We start from the raw sequence: 1234 nt of genomic DNA, 5'->3' as shown, positions 1-1234 counted from the left end.
TCGTTGTCTCAGAACTAACACAGTGGACGCGAGCAACTGAGGACAAGCCCTCGGCCTATTAGTACCGGTCAACTCCACACCTCACAGTGCTTCCATATCCGGCCTATCAACCCAGTCGTCTACTGGGAGCCTTACCCCATCAAGTGGGTGGGAGCCCTCATCTCGAAGCAGGCTTCCCGCTTAGATGCTTTCAGCGGTTATCCCTCCCGAACGTAGCCAACCAGCCATGCCCTTGGCAGAACAACTGGCACACCAGAGGTTCGTCCGTCCCGGTCCTCTCGTACTAGGGACAGCCCTTCTCAAGACTCCTACGCGCGCAGCGGATAGGGACCGAACTGTCTCACGACGTTCTAAACCCAGCTCGCGTACCGCTTTAATGGGCGAACAGCCCAACCCTTGGGACCGACTCCAGCCCCAGGATGCGACGAGCCGACATCGAGGTGCCAAACCATCCCGTCGATATGGACTCTTGGGGAAGATCAGCCTGTTATCCCCGGGGTACCTTTTATCCGTTGAGCGACGGCGCTTCCACAAGCCACCGCCGGATCACTAGTCCCGACTTTCGTCCCTGCTCGACCCGTCGGTCTCACAGTCAAGCTCCCTTGTGCACTTACACTCAACACCTGATTACCAACCAGGCTGAGGGAACCTTTGGGCGCCTCCGTTACTCTTTAGGAGGCAACCGCCCCAGTTAAACTACCCATCAGACACTGTCCCTGATCCGGATCACGGACCCAGGTTAGACATCCAGCACGACCAGAGTGGTATTTCAACGACGACTCCACCTGAACTGGCGTCCAAGCTTCACAGTCTCCCACCTATCCTACACAAGCCGAACCGAACACCAATATCAAACTGTAGTAAAGGTCCCGGGGTCTTTCCGTCCTGCTGCGCGAAACGAGCATCTTTACTCGTAGTGCAATTTCACCGGGCCTATGGTTGAGACAGTCGAGAAGTCGTTACGCCATTCGTGCAGGTCGGAACTTACCCGACAAGGAATTTCGCTACCTTAGGATGGTTATAGTTACCACCGCCGTTTACTGGCGCTTAAGTTCTCAGCTTCGCCACACCGAAATGTGACTAACCGGTCCCCTTAACGTTCCAGCACCGGGCAGGCGTCAGTCCGTATACATCGCCTTACGGCTTCGCACGGACCTGTGTTTTTAGTAAACAGTCGCTTCTCGCTGGTCTCTGCGGCCACCCCCAGCTCACACCGTAAAGATGATCACCAGAA

At 55.8% G+C, this 1234-nt stretch carries 1 rRNA gene; it reads right to left on the bottom strand.

The features are described 5' to 3' along the window. Window positions 1-38: 38 nt before the first annotated feature. Window positions 39-1234: ribosomal RNA gene (locus ACZ61E_RS32560) — 23S ribosomal RNA — on the bottom strand; the annotation flags it as partial.

It is taken from the genome of Streptomyces sp. NPDC104581 (genome assembly GCF_055583685.1).
Note: the sequence above shows the minus strand (reverse complement) of the source record. Positions and strands in the feature narration are given on the sequence as shown.